Source organism: Pseudomonas gingeri (assembly GCF_013385635.1).
Taxonomy (GTDB): Bacteria; Pseudomonadota; Gammaproteobacteria; order Pseudomonadales; family Pseudomonadaceae; genus Aquipseudomonas; species Aquipseudomonas gingeri_A.
Genome location: NZ_JACAPR010000031.1, coordinates 1 through 16453 on the forward strand (window position 1 = coordinate 1; position 16453 = coordinate 16453).

Annotated in this window: 17 protein-coding genes; 12 read left to right on the forward strand and 5 right to left on the reverse strand. The window is 63.4% G+C overall.

Features of this window, described 5'->3' with window-relative positions; translation table 11 throughout:
* Positions 1–146 precede the first annotated feature (146 nt).
* Positions 147–626, reverse strand: a complete 480-nt coding sequence (gene rpiB / locus HX851_RS30135) for a ribose 5-phosphate isomerase B (protein ID WP_177063729.1) — start codon at positions 624–626, stop codon at positions 147–149.
* Positions 627–895: 269 nt separating this feature from the next.
* Here rpiB and HX851_RS30140 point away from each other — a divergent pair, with 269 nt between their 5' ends.
* Genes HX851_RS30140 through dhaL form a run of 6 tightly spaced genes read left to right on the forward strand, consistent with a single transcriptional unit; the run spans position 896 to position 6941 of the window.
* Positions 896–2383: a sugar ABC transporter ATP-binding protein gene (locus tag HX851_RS30140; protein WP_177063728.1), complete on the forward strand. Its 1488-nt coding sequence runs from the start codon at positions 896–898 to the stop codon at positions 2381–2383.
* Positions 2380–3375 (forward strand): ABC transporter permease, encoded by a 996-nt coding sequence (locus HX851_RS30145; RefSeq protein ID WP_177064358.1) that lies wholly within the window; start codon positions 2380–2382, stop codon positions 3373–3375. Before HX851_RS30140 ends, HX851_RS30145 begins: the two co-directional genes overlap by 4 nt.
* 57 nt (positions 3376–3432) lie before the next feature.
* The gene (locus HX851_RS30150) at positions 3433–4440 is read left to right on the forward strand and encodes a substrate-binding domain-containing protein (protein ID WP_177064359.1); all 1008 of its coding nucleotides are present in this window, start codon (positions 3433–3435) and stop codon (positions 4438–4440) included.
* A 54-nt stretch (positions 4441–4494) separates the two neighbouring features.
* Positions 4495–5253 carry an SDR family oxidoreductase gene (locus HX851_RS30155; RefSeq protein ID WP_177064360.1) on the forward strand — a complete coding sequence of 253 codons (759 nt, stop codon included), beginning with the start codon at positions 4495–4497 and terminating at the stop codon, positions 5251–5253.
* A gap of 35 nt (positions 5254–5288) precedes the next feature.
* Positions 5289–6290: a dihydroxyacetone kinase subunit DhaK gene (locus tag HX851_RS30160; protein ID WP_177063724.1), complete on the forward strand. Its 1002-nt coding sequence runs from the start codon at positions 5289–5291 to the stop codon at positions 6288–6290.
* A 3-nt stretch (positions 6291–6293) separates the two neighbouring features.
* Entirely contained in the window at positions 6294–6941 is a 648-nt protein-coding gene (dhaL, locus tag HX851_RS30165; protein ID WP_177063723.1) for a dihydroxyacetone kinase subunit DhaL, read from the forward strand.
* Positions 6942–7003: 62 nt separating this feature from the next.
* Here dhaL and HX851_RS30170 read toward each other — a convergent pair whose 3' ends face one another.
* Positions 7004–7987 carry a sugar-binding transcriptional regulator gene (locus HX851_RS30170; RefSeq protein ID WP_177063722.1) on the reverse strand — a complete coding sequence of 328 codons (984 nt, stop codon included), beginning with the start codon at positions 7985–7987 and terminating at the stop codon, positions 7004–7006.
* A 158-nt stretch (positions 7988–8145) separates the two neighbouring features.
* Entirely contained in the window at positions 8146–9414 is a 1269-nt protein-coding gene (fabF, locus tag HX851_RS30175; protein ID WP_177063721.1) for a beta-ketoacyl-ACP synthase II, read from the reverse strand.
* Between the two features lie 113 nt (positions 9415–9527).
* Between fabF and HX851_RS30180 the strand changes: the two genes are divergently transcribed.
* Positions 9528–10010: a winged helix-turn-helix transcriptional regulator gene (locus HX851_RS30180; protein WP_177063720.1), complete on the forward strand. Its 483-nt coding sequence runs from the start codon at positions 9528–9530 to the stop codon at positions 10008–10010.
* Here HX851_RS30180 and HX851_RS30185 read toward each other — a convergent pair.
* Both HX851_RS30185 and HX851_RS30190 read right to left on the reverse strand, forming a co-directional pair.
* The gene (locus HX851_RS30185) at positions 9986–10405 is read right to left on the reverse strand and encodes a VOC family protein (RefSeq protein WP_177063719.1); all 420 of its coding nucleotides are present in this window, start codon (positions 10403–10405) and stop codon (positions 9986–9988) included. The genes HX851_RS30180 and HX851_RS30185 overlap by 25 nt on opposite strands.
* Positions 10402–10953 (reverse strand): ester cyclase, encoded by a 552-nt coding sequence (locus HX851_RS30190; RefSeq protein WP_177063718.1) that lies wholly within the window; start codon positions 10951–10953, stop codon positions 10402–10404. The genes HX851_RS30185 and HX851_RS30190 overlap by 4 nt, the downstream gene beginning before the upstream one ends.
* A 303-nt stretch (positions 10954–11256) precedes the next feature.
* Here HX851_RS30190 and HX851_RS30195 point away from each other — a divergent pair, with 303 nt between their 5' ends.
* The 5 genes from HX851_RS30195 (at position 11257) to ddpC (ending at position 16453) form a co-directional block, all read left to right on the forward strand.
* Positions 11257–12117 (forward strand): MurR/RpiR family transcriptional regulator, encoded by an 861-nt coding sequence (locus tag HX851_RS30195; RefSeq protein WP_177063717.1) that lies wholly within the window; start codon positions 11257–11259, stop codon positions 12115–12117.
* Between the two features lie 36 nt (positions 12118–12153).
* On the forward strand, positions 12154–12693 hold the full coding sequence (ddpX, locus tag HX851_RS30200) for a D-alanyl-D-alanine dipeptidase (protein ID WP_177063716.1): 540 nt from the start codon (positions 12154–12156) through the stop codon (positions 12691–12693).
* 206 nt (positions 12694–12899) lie between these two features.
* Positions 12900–14480 (forward strand): ABC transporter substrate-binding protein, encoded by a 1581-nt coding sequence (locus HX851_RS30205; RefSeq protein WP_177064361.1) that lies wholly within the window; start codon positions 12900–12902, stop codon positions 14478–14480.
* 73 nt (positions 14481–14553) lie between these two features.
* On the forward strand, positions 14554–15570 hold the full coding sequence (locus HX851_RS30210; RefSeq protein ID WP_177063714.1) for an ABC transporter permease: 1017 nt from the start codon (positions 14554–14556) through the stop codon (positions 15568–15570).
* A 1-nt stretch (position 15571) separates the two neighbouring features.
* Positions 15572–16453 (forward strand): D,D-dipeptide ABC transporter permease, encoded by an 882-nt coding sequence (gene ddpC / locus HX851_RS30215; RefSeq protein WP_177064362.1) that lies wholly within the window; start codon positions 15572–15574, stop codon positions 16451–16453.

Genomic DNA, 16453 nt, shown 5'->3' on the forward strand with positions numbered 1-16453 from the left:
GAGGGCACGAATGGCGTTGGCCAGAGTACGCTGGCTCGGTTTCAGAATCGGTTGCGGGTTGGACATTTCTTGGGCTCTTGTTGATTTTTATTTCAGTCCCTGGTGCTTATCCGACCAGACTTCATGCAGGCGCGACGGTCCCGCCCTCAAAGGCTGGTCAATGCCCTATTCGCCGCCTCGACCGCGGTGATCCGCTCGACCTTCGGGCCGGAGCGCTCGGCTTCGAAGTCGGACTCAAGGAAGATTTTCACAATGCTCTTGGCCAACTCGGGACCGATCACCCGTGCACCAATGGACAGGATCTGCGCATCGTTGCTTTTGCGCGCACGCTCGGCCGAATAGGTGTCGTGGGCCTGGGCCGCACGTACGCCCTTGATCTTGTTCGCGGAAATGGCCATGCCGATGCCGGTACCGCAAATCAGGATGCCCAGGCGATGCTCCCCGGCACTCACGGCAGTCGCGACCGTGGCCGCGATATCCGGGTAAAGCACCGGACTGGAGGAGTAGCAGCCGAAATCCTGGAGCCTGTAGCCCAAACCTTCGATATGGAGCTTGAGCAGCTCCTTGAGCTCGTAGCCGGCCTCGTCGCTGCCGACGGCTACCGAAAACAGTGTGTTTGCATCCATAAGTTTTCCTCCGCCGCCTGACAGAAACCCAGGCAGCGATCAAATGATCACGCAATGAAATTTTGCACAAGTATTAGCCCGCCAGAAACAGAGGAGTGTCAAGCGGTTTTTTGAATGATTTATCGCCATAATGACCAACAAGCGGCGGAAACCGCCAAAGAATAGAAAGCCTCGTTGACACATACTAGGGATTTGCTTTAAACATATGATCACTCGCCGATCATTTGATCGACTTGACCTAACAAGAAAATCAGCAAGAGGACACCCCGATGGCTACGCCATTACTGCTCCAGGCTGAACATGTCGCCAAAGCCTATGCAGGGATCCCGGCCCTGCGCGACGGGCGCCTCTCTCTCCGTGCAGGTAGCGTGCACGCCTTGTGCGGCGGCAACGGTGCAGGCAAATCGACCTTTCTCAGCATCCTCATGGGCATCACCCAGCGTGACGCCGGCAGCATCCTGCTCAATGGCCAAGCGGTGCATTTCCAGCGCCCCGGCGAGGCGCTCGCCGCCGGCGTGGCGATGATCACCCAGGAGCTGGAACCGATCCCCTATATGACCGTCGCCGAAAACATCTGGCTGGGCCGCGAACCCCGCCGTGCCGGCTGTATCGTCGACAGCCGGGAGCTGAACCGCCGCACCCGCGAATTGCTGCACAGCCTGGAGTTCGAGGTGGACGCCACCAGCCCCATGCATCGCCTGAGCGTGGCGCAGATCCAGTTGGTGGAAATCGCCAAGGCCTTCAGCCATGACTGCCAGGTGATGATCATGGACGAGCCGACCTCGGCCATCGGCGAGCGCGAGACTGAAACTTTGTTCAAGGCCATCCGCCGCCTGACCGCCCGCGGCGCGGGGATCATCTATGTATCGCATCGCTTGAGCGAACTGGCGCAGATTGCCGACGACTACAGCATCTTCCGCGATGGCGCCTTCGTCGAAAGCGGACGCATGGCCGATATCGACCGCGCCCATCTGGTTCGCGGCATCGTCGGCCAGGAACTGCAACGCATCGATCACAAGATCGGTCGCGAATGCACCACGCAGAACTGCCTGGATGTCGAAGGACTGAGCCGCGACGGCGAGTTCCAAGACATCAGCCTGCAACTGCGCCAGGGCGAAATCCTCGGCATCTATGGCCTCATGGGCTCGGGCCGCAGCGAGTTCCTCAACTGCCTCTACGGCCTCACCGCACCCGACTCGGGGACGGCCACCCTGCAAGGCCGGCCCCTGCCGATCGGCGTGCCGGCGGCAACCATCCGCGCCGGCATGTCGCTGGTCACCGAGGATCGCAAGGACAGCGGCCTGGTCCTCAGCGGCAGCATCATGGCCAACATCGCCCTCTCGGCCTACAAGCAGCTATCGAGCTGGTCGGTGATCAGCGCACGCAAGGAAAACGAACTGGCCCGCAGCATGGTCAAGCGCCTGCAGATCAAGATCTCCTCCCTCGATCTGCCGGTGGCCTCCATGAGCGGCGGCAACCAGCAGAAAGTGGTGCTCGCCAAATGCCTGTCGACCCAGCCGATCTGCCTGCTCTGCGACGAGCCGACCCGGGGCATCGACGAAGGCGCCAAACAGGAGATCTACCACCTGCTCGACGAGTTTGTCCGCGCCGGCGGCGCGGCCATCGTGGTCTCGTCCGAAGCCCCGGAACTGCTCCATCTGAGTGATCGCATCGCGGTATTCAAAGGCGGCCGACTGGTCACCGTCAGCACCGATACCGCTCTTTCCCAGGAAGCCCTGTTGAGTCTCGCCTCATGAACAGTAAAATCCTTGCCGCCCCCGCCCCCCTCCCCGTATCCACGACCAGCCGCCCGCGCGCGCGCCTGCGCCTGGCCCTGGACCGCTTCGGCCTGCCGCTGGTGTTTATCCTGCTGTGCATCGCCATGGCCTTTGCCAGCGAGTACTTCATGACCTGGCGCAACTGGATGGACATCCTGCGCCAGACCTCCATCAACGGTATTCTCGCCGTGGGCATGACCTATGTGATCCTGACCAAGGGCATCGACCTCTCGGTCGGCTCGATTCTGGCCTTCGCCGGCCTGTGCAGCGCCCTGGTGGCGACCCAGGGTCATGGCCTGCTGGCGTCGGTCAGCGCCGGGATGTTCGCCGGAGCCATGCTTGGCGTGGTCAACGGTTTCATGGTTGCCAACCTGTCGATCCCGCCGTTTGTCGCGACCCTGGGCATGCTCAGCGTCGCCCGCGGCATGACCTTCATCCTCAATGACGGCAGCCCGGTCACCGACCTGCCCGACAGCTACCTGGCCCTGGGCATCGGCAAGATCGGCCCGATCGGCGTGCCGATCATCATCTTCGCGGTGGTCGCGCTGATCTTCTGGATGGTCCTGCGCTACACCACCTACGGCCGCTATATCTACGCCGTGGGCGGCAACGAAAAGAGCGCCCGCACCTCAGGGATCGGCGTGCGCAAGGTGATGTTCTCGGTCTATGTGGTCTCGGGGCTGCTGGCCGGACTGGCCGGCGTCGTGCTCTCGGCACGAACCACCTCCGCCCTGCCCCAGGCCGGCACGTCCTATGAGCTGGACGCCATCGCCGCCGTGGTGATCGGTGGCACCAGCCTCTCCGGTGGCACCGGGAGCATTGTCGGCACCCTGTTCGGCGCCCTGCTGATCGGCGTGATCAACAACGGCCTGAACCTGCTCGGGGTGTCCTCGTATTACCAACAAGTCGCCAAGGGGCTGATCATCGTGTTCGCGGTGCTGATCGATGTCTGGCGCAAGAAAAAACGCTGAGCCAGGCGTTTGCCTTCGCCCCCTGTCAAACGAACGACAACAATAAAGGTGTTCCCCATGAAGTCAGGTAAAACGGTATTCGCCCTGCTGGCCATGTCCCTGCTGGCCAGCAGCGTCAGCTTCGCCCAGGGCAAGACCTACAAGATCGGTGCCGCCGTCTATGGCCTCAAGGGCCAGTACATGCAGAACTGGGTCCGCGAGTTGAAGGAGCATCCGGCGGTCAAGGACGGCACGGTGCAGCTCACGGTATTCGACGGCAACTACGACGCCCTGACCCAGAACAACCAGATCGAGACCATGGTCACCCAACACTACGATGCGATCATCTTCGTGCCGATCGACACCAAGGCCGGGGTCGGTGCCGTGCTCCGCGCCCAGGAAAGCGACGTGCCGGTGATCGCCTCCAACACCAGGGTCGCCAGCGCCAACGTGCCCTTCATCGGCAACGACGATGTCGAGGGCGGGCGCCTCCAGGCCCAGGCCATGGTCGACAAGCTCAAGGGCAAGGGCACCGTGGCCATCATCCAGGGCCCGATCGGCCAGTCGGCGCAGATCGATCGGCAAAAGGGTGAAATCGAAGTGCTGCTGAAGAACCCGGGCATCAAGGTCATCGAGATGAAGACCGCCAACTGGTCGCGCTCCGAGGCCCTGACCCTGACCGAAGACTGGCTCAACGCCCACCCCAACGGCGGCATCTCCGGCATCATTGCGCAGAACGACGACATGGCCCTGGGCGCCCTGCAAGCGGTGAAATCCCGAGGCCTGTCGCCAAATGACGTCCCCATCACCGCGATCGACGGCATGCCCGACGCCATCCAGGCGGCGAAGAAAGACGAAGTCACCACCTTCCTGCAGGACGCCCAGGCGCAGTCCCAGGGCGCCCTCGACATGGCCCTGCGCACCCTGGCCGGCAAGGACTACAAGCCGCAATCGACGATCTGGGAGCGTTATGCCAAGGAAGTGAAATGGGGCGACGGCACCGACAAGGCGTACATTCTGCCGTGGGTGCCGGTGACCGGTAACAACGCCGATGCCCTGTACACGCAGGTCACCGGCACCAAGTAAGCGTCTGCCCAATCGAAAACCCGGGCCGGGTCCGGCCCGTATGGAGTGTATGCAATGTCCAATTTCTGGAACCAGGCGTTCGACCTCGACGGCCGCTGCGCCGTGATCACCGGTGGCGCCGCCGGTATCGGTCTGGCCTGTGCCAGCCTGCTGGTGGAGCGCGGTGCCAGGGTCGCCCTGCTGGACCGCGATCCGGCGGTGGTCGACGTGGCGGCCAGCCTCGGCGCCGGGCACATCGGCCTGGCCGTCGATCTTCGCCAGCTCGACCAGGTGCAGACCGCCGTCGACCAGGCCGCCACGCACCTCGGCCAACTGGACTATCTGGTCAACAGCGCGGGGGTCGCCCTGCTGGACAAGGCCATGGACGTCAACGAAAACGCCTGGGACACCACCCTGGACATCAACCTCAAGGCCAGTTTCTTCGTGGCCCAGGCCTGCGCCCGGCACATGATCGGGCAAGGTAACGGCCGCATCGTCAACCTCGCGTCCCAGGCCGCCGTGATTGGCCTGGACCGGCATGTGGCCTACTGTGCAAGCAAGGCCGCGGTGGTCGGCATGACCAAGGTACTGGCCATGGAGTGGGCAGCCCATGGCATCAATGTCAACGCGGTATCCCCGACCATCGTTGAAACGGCCCTGGGCAAGAAGGCCTGGGCCGGCGAACTCGGTGAACGGGCAAAATTGCAGATCCCGGTCGGACGCTTCGCCCAGCCGGAAGAAATCGCCGGGCTGGTGCTTTATCTGCTCAGCGATGCGGCCAGGATGATCACCGGCGAGAACGTGGTGATCGACGGCGGCTACAGCATCCAGTAATCGGCTCAGACCTTACAAGAACAAGGAAACACGCCATGAATCGAGTCATCAACGATCCGGACCAGGTAGTCGAGGACATGCTCAAGGGCATCCTCGTGGCCCATCCGGAACTGGCCCAGTACGAAGCCAATCCACGGGTCATCGGCAAGCGCACGCCCTCACCGGCGGGTCGGGTGGGGATTGTCACCGGTGGCGGCTCCGGCCATGAACCGGCCTTCCTGGGTTATGTCGGCCCCGGCCTGGTCGATGCCGTGGCCGTCGGCGAAATATTTTCCTCGCCCACCGCCAAGAGCTTCTTCGACGCCTTCCGCGCCGCTGACCAGGGCGCAGGCGTCGCCTGCCTGTACGGCAACTACGCCGGCGACAACATGAACGTCAAGCTGGCGATGAAAATGGCCGCCAGCAAGGACATGAACATTCGCACCGTGGTCGCCAACGATGACGTGGCCTCCGCCCCGCCGGCCGATATCGCCAAGCGCCGTGGTGTCGCCGGGGAGATCTTCATGTGGAAGGTCGGTGGCGCCGCCGCCGCCCAGGGCTACGACCTGGACGGCGTGATCCGTGTCGCCCGCAAGGCCGTCGACCACTGCCGCTCCATTGGCGTGGGCCTGACCCCGTGCATCATCCCGGCGGTGGGCAAGCCGAACTTCCAGATCGCCGACGGCATGATGGAACTGGGGATCGGCCATCACGGCGAACCGGGAATCGAAGTCATCCCTGTCGAGTCCGCCGCTGCCATGGCCGAGCGCATGCTCGCGCCGATTCTCGCCGACCGCGACTTCAGCCGGGACGACAGCGTGGTGGTGCTGGTCTCCGGCCTGGGCGCGACCCCGGTGATGGAGCTGTATATTTTCTACGCCGAAGTCGAACGCCTGCTCAAGACCAAGGGCCTGCGGGTTCATCGCTGCTATATCGGCAATTACTTCACGTCACTGGAAATGATGGGCGTCACCCTGACCCTGCTCGGACTCGACGCCGAACTGACCACCCTGATCGATCAACCCTGCCGCTCCATCGGCCTGTCGCAGTCGGAGTAAACCATGAGCCAGCATTTTTCCAGCAGCACCGGTAGCGCCATCGTTGCCAGCCTGGTCTCGGTGATCGTCGCCAACCGCGAATACCTCAGCGAAGTGGACGGTGCCATCGGCGACGGCGACCACGGTATCAACATGGCCAAGGGTTTCTCCCGCTGCGGCAAGAGCCTTGAAGGTCGCCAATTGTCCCTGGCCGAGGCGCTTGACGAGCTGACCCTGGCCCTGATGGAAGGCATTGGCGGCTCGATGGGGCCACTCTACGGCAGCCTGTTCATCGGCATGGCCGACGAAGTACGGGGCCGCGACGAAATCGACGCGGCCAGTTTCGCCCGGCTGCTGCGCGGCGGCCTCACGTCGTTGCAGGACATTACCGATGCGGGTGTCGGCGACAAGTGCCTGATGGACACGCTGATCCCCTCCGTGGAAGCCTTCGAACAGGCCCAGGCCAACGGCGCTTCGTTCCATGACGCCTTGAACCGGATGAAAAGCGCGGCCTCACAGGGCCGGGACTCCACCCGCGACCTGGTGGCGAAAATCGGTCGGGCCAGCCGCCTGGGCGAGCGCTCCCTGGGCGTGCTGGATGCCGGCGCGGTGTCCTGCTGCCTGATCCTCACCAACCTCGCCGAATCGGTGCAAGCGCAACTGCTCGACTGAGCGTCCACCGCCCCTGATCGGACGCTCGTCGAGGCGCGCCGATCAGGGTACTCCCGAGCCCTTCAGACGAGTTTGCGCGTCGCATCGTCAAGCGCGAGGATGGTGTAGGCATTGGACACCGTCGTCGCCAGGGTATTGATCACCCCGGAGCGCAATGCGCCGAGCGTCGCCGCCGCCTTGGTATTCTCGCTGGCAATCGCCACCACGTCGGGAATCCGCGCCAGTTCCTGAACCGACAGCCCGATCACCCGCCCCTGCATGGTGTTGACCGCCGGCTGGCCATGGATGTCGATGAAGTCGTACCCCATCATGTCGCCCACCGTACCGGACAGTCGCGCCTGGGCGATCTCCTGGGGCGAGAACCAGCCCATGCGCACCATGTTGCTGTTCTCGCTCATGTCGCCGATGCCGATCAGCGCGATATCGGCGCGACGGGCCCGATCCAGGGTCGAACGTACCGTATCGTTGTTGATCAGGGCGCTGCGCAACTCATGGTTGGCCACCAGCGCCGGTGCGTAGAGGGTTTCGCTTTCCGCACCGAAGCGCAGGGCAAGCCGACGGCAGATGTGGTCGGGGTTCATGTATTCGCCAGCCTTGAGCGAACCGCCGATGGCGCAGACGAACGTGCAATTGCGCGTCACCGGCAGGAACACGTTTTCAGCCACGGCACCGACATTGCGGCCCATGCCGACGGCGACGATCATGCCGTCATCCAGGGTCTTGTTCAGGTAGTGGGCCACCAGGCTGGCCACCGCCGAACGCTGGGCGTCCGGGTCACCGTGATCGACGGCGATCAACGCCCGGTCCAGCTTGAAGCGCTCGACCAGCGTCTGCTCCAGCTCGCTGTTCATCGCAGGGTGTTGCAGTACCCGCACTTCGACAATCCCTTCGTCGCGCGCGCGCTTGAGCAGCCGGCTGACTTTTGCCCGGGACAACTCGAAGCGCTTGGCAATAGCCTCCTGCGTGATGTTCTCAAGGTAATAAAGCATGGCAACGTCCGTCATCAGATCGATGTCACTGGGGCCGCGCTGTGCACTGTCACTCATGAGAGCTTCCATTTCCGCATCAAAAACCCATTGTCCCCATTCGATACGGGTCAAGTCCAGTGGCGGGAGGGCGAAAAACGGCCGTGGCCCGCCACCCGTCCCCGCGAGACAGGCGCCCGGCTGGCCGGCCTGCCCCACGGGATCGTTGCTGCGGCCCTCTACACCCAGCGTTTGAACAGCACGCTGGCATTGACCCCGCCAAAACCGAAGCCATTGGACAGTGCATAGTCCATGGCCACCGGCCGGGCCTGGCGGCGAATCAGGTCAAGGCCTTCGGCGGCCTCGTCGGGGTTGTCCAGGTTCAGCGTGGCCGGCGCGATCTGGTCGCGCAAGGCCAGGACCGTGAAGATCGCCTCGATCCCGCCGGCCGCGCCCAGCAGGTGCCCGGTGGCGGATTTGGTCGAACTGATGGCCGGGCCATCCAGCGTTCCGAACAGCGCCTTGATCGCCGCCATCTCGCCCTTGTCGCCCACCGGCGTCGAGGTGGCGTGGGCATTCAGATGGCGAACCTGCGAGGGCTCGACACCGGCCTGGCGCAACGCCTGCTGCATGGAGCGGCGCGCGCCGTCGCCGTCTTCGGGGCCCGCCGTCATGTGGTAGGCATCGGAACTGGTGCCGTACCCCACCAGTTCGGCGAGAGGCTTGGCGCCACGGGCCAGGGCATGTTCCAGTTCCTCGATCACCAGCAGGCCGGCGCCCTCGCCCATGACAAAACCATCGCGGGCCTGGTCGAAAGGCCGGGAGGCGCGCTGCGGCGTGTCGTTGAAGTCACTGGACAGTGCCCTTGCCGCGGCGAAGCCGGCCAGGCTGACGCGGTGGATACAGGCTTCGGCGCCCCCGCAGATCGCTACATCGACCTCTCCCGCACGGATCATCCGCGCGGCATCGCCGATCGCCTGGACACCGGCGGCGCAGGCGGTCACCGGCGTGCCCAGCGGCCCCTTGAAACCGTAGCGGATCGAGACATGCCCGGCCGCCATGTTGCCGAGAAACGACGGAATGGTGAACGGCGACAGGCGTCGCGGGCCCTTGCTGTCGGTGGTGCGCACCGCTTCGGCAATGGCCGGAAAGCCGCCGACGCCGGTGGCAATGATGGTCGCCGTGCGCTCCCGCGCTTCGGCGGTCTCGGGCATCCAACCGGCCTGGGCCAGGGCTTCATCGGCCGCCGCCAGGGCGAACAGGATGAAGCGGTCCATCTTGCGCTGCTCCTTGGCGGCCAGCAACTGGTCGGGATCGAAGCCGGCCTGCGGGTCCTGGAGGCGGTCCGGAACCTGGCCACCGATGCTGATCGACAGGTCGCCGATCAGCTCCGGCGGCAAGGGCCGGATCCCGGACTGTCCGGCCAGCAGACGCTGCCAGGTCTGCTCGACGCCACAGCCCAGCGGGGTCAATGCGCCCATACCCGTGACAACGATGCGTTTGTTCATGACAATCCAACTCCTTCAGGTGATTGAGCGAGGTATTGGCTTATGGACGCTACTATCATCATGAAAGTAACATACTCACCGGACAAAAGTTCGCTCGCCCGACAGGAGCCACCATGCAACGCAAGACCCTGATCCATGCCGAATGCCCCATCGCCCGCAGCCTTGAACGGGTTGGCGAGTGGTGGAGCATCCTGATCATGCGCGACGCCTTGCAGGGCCTGAAACGCTTCGACGAATTCTCCCGCAGCCTGGAGATCGCCCCGAACATGCTGACCCGGCGTTTGAATGCCCTGGTGGAAGACGGCCTGCTGGAGCGCGAGGCCTACAGCCAGCGCCCGCTGCGCTACCAGTATGTGCCGACCGCCAAGGGCAGGGATTTTCGCGTGGTGATCCTGGCCCTGGTGGAATGGGGCAATCGCCATTACGCGCCGGAAGGCGAAAGCGTGCAGATCGTCGAACGCGAGAGCGGTCGGCCATTGCACTTGATGATGGCCGATAGCGCCGATGGCCGTCCGGTGCCGCTGGAGCGCAGCACCGTGCAGGCCGGGCCGGCGGCCAGTGAGGGAATGCGTCAGCGCCTGGCTGGCGGCGAGTAGGCAAAGATCAGCTCGATCCCGATGCCGTTCGGGTCTTCGACGAACACCTGGTGTTCCGCCAGGTCGGGCACCACCCGCTCGTCAAAGGGCAGGCCGAGGTCGAGCAGGCGTTGGCGCATCCCCGGCAGGTCGCTGCAGCGAAAGGCGATGTGATCGAGCGCCCCCGTTCCCCCGCCTGCGGCACGGGCGCCCAGATAGGCCTCCAGTTCGGGATTGCTACGGTCCAGATCGGCGATATGCAGCAGTGCCCGCTCTCCCGAATAGAGCCACTGGCCAGGGAACGGGAACGCCGGACGCCAGCCCACTTCAAGGCCGATGGCATCGCGAAAGAACGCTACCGTCTCGTCGACCCGGGAAGTGCGCAGGGTGAAATGATCGAGATGCTGGACCGTCATAGTGCCCCCAGTTGTTTCATCAAGGTCAGGTTGTCTTCAAGGTGCCAGTCGGCGGCGATCCTGCCGTTTTCGATCTGGTAGATATCGAAGGCGATAAAGTCCACCACCTGGCCGCTGCCCTTGCGTTCGCCAAAGGTCCCGGTGAAATGCCCGCGAAAATGCAGCTGCGCGCTGACCCGGTCTCCGGCGACGATCATCTGCACGACTTCGCACGTCAGGTCGGGAACCGCTGCACGAAACGCCCGGGAAGCCTGCAACGGTCCCTGCGGCCCCTGCTGGCGCCCGGCAGGCAGCGTGTGGTCGATGAAGTGGTCCGCCAGCGCGGCACGGGCCAGGGCTTCGTCACCGGTGTGCCAGAAGGTGTCGTAACGCAGGGCGGCGGTTTGCGCGAGTTTCAGTTGCTCGGGGGACAGGCTCTTGTCGACGGCCAGCACGCCCGGCTTCACCAGTTCGGGTGTGGCGGCGGATGCCAGGCCCGAAAGCACCAGGGTGAAGAGTACACCCGCGAGGCGGGCGGTGAAGTTGCGCGATAGGGGTGTGAGTTGCATGGTCCAGGGCTCCGTTGAAGGGACTGATCGGTAAAACCGGATGCGACTGCAGCCAGGTTGGCCGACCCTCATCCGATCACTGGACACCACGTTAATCATTCGGCCCTGCTTTGATAATCGACCCGAAATCGAAAATGACTTTCGGACTTTTCGAATAATCCCTTCCTGAATGAACCTCGTCGTTTTTACGCGTTGCGACCTCGTCGGAAAAAGGCATTGTGCTATCTCGAAAGCCGATGTTATGTTTATAACAAGATCAAAACAAATGACATAAACATAACAATCTCACGCCGGCGCGCCGCTATGTCCACGGAAAAGAACAGCTTTCTCCAGGTGCTGGAACAACAGTTCTCCAGCCTGACCCCCACCGGCAAGCGCATCGCCAGCTACCTGCTGGGTAATCCGGAGCAGTTGCCGTTCGAGTCGGCCGACAGCATCGCGCAGCAGGCTTCCACCACGGGGATTTCCGTGGGGCGTTTCCTGCGCTCCCTGGGTTACCAGAACATCGATGAGGTCAAGAAGAGCCTGCGCGGCGAAGCGCCGACTTCGTGGCTGATCACCGACCGCATTGCCGCCTTCCGTGCCGAAGCCAACCAGGAGGACGCCCTCGACAGATCCATGGGCCGCGAACTCGAGGCCATCCAGCATGCCTATGGCCTGGCACGCAGCGAAGCCTTCACCCGGATCGTGCAGCGCATCCATGAAGCCGATGCCGTGTTCATTCTCGGGATTCAATCCACCCGGGGGATTCTCACGGCGTTCCATAGCCACCTCGAATACATTCGCCCCAAGGTCTACTACGTCGATGGCCTGTCAGGGATCTACGCCGAAACGCTGAACTCCGGCTTCGCCAATCCCTACGCCATCATTGCCGACTTCCGCGCCTATTCCAGCGTGACCCAGGCCTTCTGCAACGCGGCGATCGACAACGACCTGCCCACGGCCCTGATCACCGATCTGCAATGCCCCTGGGCGCGAGACTACCCGCTGGATCTGCTGCAACTGAAAACCGATGTCGGGCAGTTCTGGGACTCCCCTGCTCCGCTGGCCTGCCTGTTGAACCTGGTGGTTTCGGCCGTCGCGGAGAAATACGGCGAACGCCTCGATGAGCGCCTGGCCAGGAACCGTCAATTGCAAAAAGCCTTCGGCCAGTTCGAAGGCTGACCCACCGCCTCGCCGAATCCCCACTGGAGTGTTTGCGTGAACAACAGCCCCCTTGTAGAGATTGATGCCCAGCGCTATCAGGTGCAAATCGACCTGATCTACGCCAGTGCAGACAACCTGGCTGGAAAAGTGATCTACCCGACGGCCCGTTGCCTGCTGCATCGCCGCGCCGCCGAGTGCCTGGACAAGGCCAGCCAAAGGGCGCGCCTGGCCGGACTGACCCTGCGCCTCTATGACGCCTACCGCCCGCCCTACGCCCAGTACCTGTTGTGGGAAGCGTTGCCGAACAACGACTACGTGCGCGATCCGCACCTGGGCTCCCACCACAGCCGTGGCGTGGCCGTGGACCTGACCCTGGTGGGCGGCGATGGCGAACCACTGGACATGGGCACCGCGTTCGACGCCATGGAAGAACGCTCCCATCAGTTCTACCCCGACCTGCCCGCCGAGGTGCAACGCAATCGCCTGCTGTTGCTGGGGATCATGCTCGGCGCCGGGTTCCAGGCAATCGATACCGAATGGTGGCATTACGAATTACCGAATGCCGACGACTACCCCTTGCTGGAGGAGGAGTAAGCCGGCGCCCTGAAAAATCCGATCCACCCGCAACGCCAGACCTGACGAAACCACAGAGTTTCGCAAGCGACACAGCACGGCCCACCCCGGTGTGGCTGAAAACAACAATAACCCGCATGACTTACGTTTCACCTGCAACTGCCCGGTTATAGCTTTTATAAAAAACCTGACGAACTTCCATACATCGAATGATCAAGGAAACCGGCATGAACCCAACGAACACCGTGACCCGCAACGCCTTTTCCGGCACTGGCAAACTGCTGCTGAGCGTCCTGTGCAGCGCCTTGAGCCTGGGGGCCTGGCAGGCCGCCACCGCGGCTGTGCCCCAGGACACGCTGGTCATCGGCAAACCCGCCGATCCGCAGACCCTGGACCCGGCCGTGACCTTCGACAACAACGACTGGACCATCACCTATCCGTCGTACCAGCGCCTGGTCGGCTACAAGGTCGAGGGTGACAAGAGCAGCACCGAAGTCCAGGGCGACCTGGCCGAGAGCTGGACCGTGTCCCCGGACAACCTGGTCTGGGAATTCAAGATCAGGCCCGGCAACAAGTTCGATGACGGCGCCCCGGTGGATGCGGCCGCGGTGAAGTTTTCCTTCGACCGCCTGATGACCCTCAAGCAGGGGCCGTCTGGCGCCTTCCCGGAAGACATGGTGGTGACGGTGGTCGATCCGCAGACCATCCGTTTCACCCTGAAGACGCCTTTCGCGCCGTTCCTGTTCACCCTGGCGCACAACGGTGCCTCGATCATCAACCCGGCGGTGATGAGCAAGGGTGCCGACGTCAATGCCTGGCTGTCCAGCCACACCGCCGGCTCCGGCCCCTTCCGCCTGAGCAACTGGCAGAAAGGCCAGTCGTTGACCCTTGAACCGAACAGCTATTTCGCCGGCCCCAAGCCGGCACTGAAAAGCGTGGTGATCAAGATCATCGGCGAGCCCTCCGTGCGTCGCCTGCAACTCGAACACGGTGACCTGGACATCATCGAAGACATGCCCGAAGACCAGCTCGGCGCGCTCGGCAAAAAGTCCGGCGTGGTGGTCCGGGAATTCCCGTCGCTGCGGGTGACCTACCTGTACCTGAACAACAAGAAAGGCCCGCTGGCCAACGTCGATGCCCGCCGGGCGATCACCGAGGCGGTGGACTACAACGGCATTGTCAAAGGCATCCTCAAGGACAAGGCCAAGCTGATGAACGGGCCGATCCCGGATGGCATGTGGGCCTACGACAGCTCGCTGCCACCGATGAAACAGGACCTCGCCGGTGCCAGGGACAGCCTCGCCAAGGTGCCGCAGAAGATCACCACCCTGAGCTACATGTACTCGGACAAGGACCCCAACTGGGAACCGATCGGCCTGACACTGCAAGCCGCGCTGGCGCCCCTGGGCATCAACCTCAAGCTGGAAAAACTTGCCAACGCGACCTTGCGCGAACGCGTCGGCCAGGCCGACTTCGACATCGCCTCGGGGGCCTGGAGCCCGGACTTTGCCGACCCGTACATGTTCATGAACTTCTGGTTCGACTCGAAGATGCAGGGCCTGCAGGGCAACCGCTCGTTCTACAGCAATCCCGAAGTCGACCAACTGATCCGCGAAGCGGCTTCCACCAGCGACACCGCCAAGCGCGTCGAGCTGTACCAGACGGCCCAGAAAAAGGTGCTCAAGGACAGCGTCTACGCCTACCTCTATCAGAAGAGCTACACCTTGCCGATGCGTGATTCGGTCAAGGGCTACGTGTTCAACCCGATGCTCGAACAGGTCTTCAACCTGGGCAGCATGAGCAAGTAAACCTGCTCGCGCGCGCCGGCCCGGCAAGGCGGCGCGCGTCTGATTCTCGTCGTTCGTGTGACTGAGGTGCCCGATGGCCTTCCTGACTCTGTTGCGCAAGCGCCTGCTCGGCCTGGTGTTGGTCGTGTTCGGCGTTTCGCTGATTACCTTTGCAATTTCGCACCTGATTCCCGGGGACCCCGCCCGGCTGATCGCCGGCGACCGTGCCAGCGATGCACTGGTGGCCGGTATCCGTCACCAGCTGGGCCTGGACCTGCCGCTGTATCAACAATACGGCCGCTACCTGATGGACTTGCTGCACGGCGACCTCGGCACCTCGATCCGGACCAACCGTCCGGTCCTGGAGGACCTGCAGGCATTCTTCCCGGCCACCCTGGAGCTGGCACTGGTGGCGCTGGTGCTGGCGATCCTGGTCGGCGTACCGCTGGGCGTGCTGTCGGCGGTCTATCACAACCGCGCCATCGACCAGATCGCCCGCACCCTGGCGGTCACCGGTATTTCCACCCCGGCCTTCTGGCTCGGTCTGGGCGCGATTGTGCTGTTCTACGGCCACCTGGGTTGGTTACCAGGTGGCGGGCGCTTGTCCGAAGGACTTGTGCCGCCGCCGACCTTTACCGGTTTCTACCTGATCGATTCGCTGCTCGCCGGTAACGCAGAACTGTTTCTCGATACGCTGCAACACCTGGTTCTACCGGCCGCGACCCTGGGTTTCGTCACCCTCGGCGTGGTTGCCCGACAGATTCGCTCGGCCATGCTCGACCAATTGGGCGAAGACTATATCCGCACCGCCCGCGCCTATGGCCTGTCGCGCTGGACGGTGATCCTGCGCCATGCCCTGCCCAACGCGCTGATCCCCTCGGTGACCGTGCTCGGCCTGACCCTGGGTGACCTGCTGTATGGCGCCGTGCTGACCGAAACCGTGTTTGCCTGGCCAGGCATGGGCGCCTATGTGGTCAAGTCGATCCAGTCGCTGGACTTCCCGGCGGTGATGGGCTTCGCGATCCTGGTGTCATTCATCTATGTGCTGTTGAACATGGCCATCGATCTTCTGTACCGCGTGATCGACCCACGCATCGGCGAGGTGAATTGAAATGTCCATCCCCCTGACCGCAGCGCGCGGCCCGCGCTGGAGCGAGAAATTCGCCTACCTGGGTTACCAGATCCGCCGCAGCCCGCTGACCATGGCCGGCCTGGCGATCACCATGATCGTGCTGCTGTGCATGATCTTCGCGCCCTGGCTCGCCAGCCATGACCCCAATGCGCTGGACCTCACCGCGCGCCTGATGCCGCCGTCGGCCGAACACTGGTTCGGCACCGATGAAGTCGGCCGGGACCTGTTCAGCCGCGTCCTGTTCGGCAGCCAGCAATCGGTGGGCGTAGGCCTGTTCGTGGCCTTTGCCTCCTGCCTGATCGGCGGCCTGCTGGGCTGCTTTTCCGGAATCATCGGCGGGCGTTTCGACGCGCTGATCATGCGCCTGATGGACATCATGCTGTCGGTGCCCTCCCTGGTGCTGATCATGGCCCTGGCCGCGGCCCTGGGCGCCAGCCTGTTCAATGCCATGCTGGCGATCACCCTGGTACGGATTCCGTCCTATGTGCGACTGGCCCGCGGCCAGGCTCTGAGCATCCGCCAGATGGGCTACGTCAAGGCGGCCCAGACCTTCGGTGCCGGGCGCTGGCACATGGTGCACTGGCACGTGGCCCGCAATGCCATGCCACCGTTGCTGGTGCAATTGAGCCTGGATATCGGCAGCGCCATTCTCATGGCCTCGGCCCTGGGCTTTATCGGCCTGGGAGCACAACAGCCCACCGCCGAATGGGGCGCCATGGTCGCCACCGGGCGCAACTACATCCTCGACAACTGGTGGTATTCGACCTTTCCCGGCCTGGCGATCCTGATCACCGCCACCGGTTTCAACCTGCTGGGCGATGGCGTGCGCGATCTGCTCGATCCACGGCAACAGGGGAAATGA